General features: G+C 66.6%; 3 protein-coding genes. 1 reads left to right on the top strand and 2 read right to left on the bottom strand.

The genetic code is table 11. The features are described 5' to 3' along the window. Positions 1–232 precede the first annotated feature (232 nt). Positions 233–1,051, bottom strand: coding sequence for an SDR family oxidoreductase (locus AB0L29_RS35375; RefSeq protein WP_365833455.1), 819 nt, complete (start codon positions 1,049–1,051; stop codon positions 233–235). A gap of 806 nt (positions 1,052–1,857) precedes the next feature. Between AB0L29_RS35375 and AB0L29_RS35380 the strand changes: the two genes are divergently transcribed. Beyond that, a complete protein-coding gene (locus AB0L29_RS35380; RefSeq protein ID WP_365833457.1) occupies positions 1,858–2,082 on the top strand; it encodes a hypothetical protein in 225 nt (74 codons plus the stop codon). 6 nt (positions 2,083–2,088) lie between these two features. Here AB0L29_RS35380 and AB0L29_RS35385 read toward each other — a convergent pair whose 3' ends face one another. Further along, entirely contained in the window at positions 2,089–2,868 is a 780-nt protein-coding gene (locus AB0L29_RS35385; protein ID WP_365833458.1) for a transposase, read from the bottom strand. Positions 2,869–3,303: the final 435 nt, after the last annotated feature.

The following is a 3,303-nucleotide window of genomic DNA, read 5'->3' on the forward strand; positions in this document are numbered from 1 at the left end:
CGAGGGCGAGGGCGAGACCAAGAAGTTCACCTTCCGGGGTGAGGAGAAGTCGGCGCTGCCCGACGTCCCGCCGATCGAGCAGGCGGCCGGCGGAGAAAGGCCCGGCCCGGGTACGGAGTTCTAAGCACATACCGGCCTTGTGTGCGCGCTATTCCCCCACGCCACAGACGTCGAGCCCACCGTGGACCGCGGCGGTTCGGCGCGAGACAGCCTCGCGATCCAGCGGCAAGGATCAAAACTCGTTGTCGCGCGGCGTGATGCGGAAGCCAAAGGGAAGAGTCCCGGGGTCCAGCGCAGTCACACCCCCGTCCACCGTCAGTGCAGCGCCGTTGACGAAGGACGCGGCCGGCGACAGCAGCCAGGCGATCGCCTCGGCAACCTCACGGGGCTCGCCGGGGCGGCGTGCCGGCAGCAGCCGGGTGGCCTCCTCATACGCTGTGTCGAGCTCAGGGGAGGCCAATCCGGCGTCCTCGGCGAACCGGGCCATGCGGCGGTCGGCCATTTCCGTGCGCACCCAGCTGGGACAAACGGTGTTGGCCCGCAAGCCCTGTGGCCCGTAGTCCACAGCCAGCGACCGGCACAACTGCAGCAGCGCCGCCTTGGACGTGGCGTACACGGCGTTGCCCACCCCGTTACGCAGGGCGGAGACCGAAGCGACTGCCACGACAGATCCCCGGGCCTGGAGCAGATGCGGCAGAGCCGCCCGCATCAGCATGAAAGGGCCGGTGAGATTGGTACGCAGCACTGACTCCCAGTCCTCGTCGGACAGTTCCCCGACACTGCCACTGCGCCCCACTCCCGCGTTGACGACCAACCCATCGAGTCGACCGAATCGAGCGACGGCCGTTTCGACGAGGTGACGAACAGCGTCCGAGTCGGCGGTGTCAGCCGGGCAGGCCAAGGCTCCGGTTTCCCTGGCGACGCGGTCCAAAGGCTCTGGGCGTCGCCCTGAAATAACCACCTCGTGCCCAGCCGCCCGAAGCAGCCGTGCGGTTGCCGCACCGATCCCCGTTCCTCCCCCAGTCACGACCACGACTCGGTGATCCGGCATGAGTGTTCGGCCTCCTGTCACTATCGGGTCAGGCAACGTGATCTTACGTGGCTGCGAACTATCGACCAGAGCCGGTGTGGGCCAATTAAGCCGAAGTTGGATTCCTCGCGTGAATCAGCCACCAGCACTCACTCAACGTGTGACGCCCTGAAGTGCCGTTGATCCAGTCCGACCGGTCCGGCAGAGGGCAGCGGGTGCGGCCCATAGCCGAGCGCATGCCACTGGCGCAGGTCGACGAAGCCGTGGCCCGGCTGCACTCCGGAGCACTTCGCTTCTGCAGCATCGTCCTCGACGCCGCCGGTCTTGAGGAGGCGGGCCTCCTCCGGAACCGCCCGGTGCCACGGCGTCGACCGAGACGGCGACCGAGTCCGCCGGATACCCTCGCCGCCGAAGAACGGGCGGCCCAAGCCGTGCTGATGGCTGTTGGGTGGAGGAGACCACACCGCCATCCCGGGCAACCCCTGGAAGACCATGTCAGGCAGCATTCGCGACATACGACGCGCTTCACGTCGTGCACTTCGGGAAACAGGTCGAACACCACCGGCAGCGTCTGAAAAACCCAAGAAAGTTGCAGGTCAGAGTCCCTTTGCAGCAGGCCATAAAATAGCCACGCACTCCACGTGCGAGGTCATCGGAAACACGTCCACTGAGCAGCCCCGCGGGACCCACCGGGTCCTCTTCGTCGGCTCAGTCCGCTTCACGGGGAAACACGCCAGAGCCGGGTGCTGGTGGTCTGCTAAAGGCTGTCTCGTAATGGTGATCGGTGGCTGTAACGTGCCTTGCCGAGTGGAGGGTAGTGGGGGCCTGTGGACATCGTGTCGATCTTGGAGACGCTTGCCGAGCAGGGGGTGACCGCGCTGCTCAAGGCGGACGGTGAGCGGATGCTGGAGCGGTCTCGTCCATGGACCTTCGTTGCCAGCGGTGAGCCGCTGGGCGGGCAGGTGGTGCGGGTCGATGCGGTGTCGGTGGAGGCTTGTCTTGCCGCCGCCGTACCGCGCCTGCGCGCACTCGGGATGAGCGTGCCGGAGTGAGCCTGCTCAGCCGGTGAGGGCGAGGTTGTGTATGCAGGCGACGCCGCTGGTCGCCCAGTGGACGCCGTCGCCCTTGAGTCGGCAGCCCCGCAGGATCTTCCAGTTCTTCATCCTGGCGAAGACGTGCTCGATGCGAGCTCGGACCTGCCGGTGGGAGGCGTTGTGCTGCTCCTTCCACTGCGGTAGGCGGTCCTGTCCGGCCCGGCGGCGATGCGGGATGAGGGCACCGGTGCCCTGGTAGCCGCCATCGGCGAGCACGGTGGCACGGCCGCTGGCCTCCTCGATACCGGACTCGGTGAAGGCCGTGCAGTCGTTGCGGTTGCCCGGCAGCGGGCGGCCGACCGCCAGCACCAGCCGGGTCTCCGCCTTAATCAGCACCTGCAGGTTCGCCGAATACCGGTAGTTCTTCGAGGAGGCGGCCACCGACCGGTCGCGAGTGGGCACCAGCGTGCCGTCCACGATGACCACCTCCCGCCGACCGGGCTTGCGTCGGGCCGGCGCAAGCGCCAGCAGCGGACCGTGCCGGTCGATGATCCGTCCGACCGCCGCCGGGGAGATCCCGAACAACGGCGCGAGCTGCCGCATGGTGAGGTTGGTGCGGCAGTACATCGCCACGAGCAGCACCCGGTCCTCCAGCGGCAAAGACCAGGGACGACCAGGCCGGATCGGACCCAGAGACGATCCTCCCTCACGCCGCACTGCCTGCACGAGGCGCTGAAATTGCCGCGGACGCAGCCCGGTGAAGACTTCGACAAGCTCACGACGCTGAGCGGAGACCACCTGCACGACCAACCCAACGCGACATCCCGCCAGGAGTTACGAGACAGCCTTTAGCGGGCTCCACGGGGTTGAGCCGGAAGAGTGCCTGCAGGAGGGTCGTCTTTACCCGACTCATTCTTCCCGATGAGGCAGGTGACGTCCTTCTCGACGTCGAATATGTCGGAGTCCTCGACGGACCGGTAATCGGTGATGTGAGCTCTGACCAGTTGCACTTTGTCTGGGGGTCCTTCCTCGGTTTTCGGCGAGGAGGCCCGGCGTGCCGTGCCGAGAGGCGATGATCACAACAGGATGACACTGAGTGCCTTCGGCGTTGTGTTCGAGGTATGTTCCAGACGCCAATCAGAAGCCCCGTTATGTTTTCCGCGGTTCCGCAACGGGACCGTTGGCCTCCGGGCCCGGCATGACTGTTGCCCCCTGTCGATCGGATGACCTGGGGGGTGG

Origin of the sequence: Streptomyces sp. NPDC052701 (genome assembly GCF_040678355.1) — a bacterium.
Classification (GTDB): domain Bacteria; phylum Actinomycetota; class Actinomycetes; order Streptomycetales; family Streptomycetaceae; genus Streptomyces.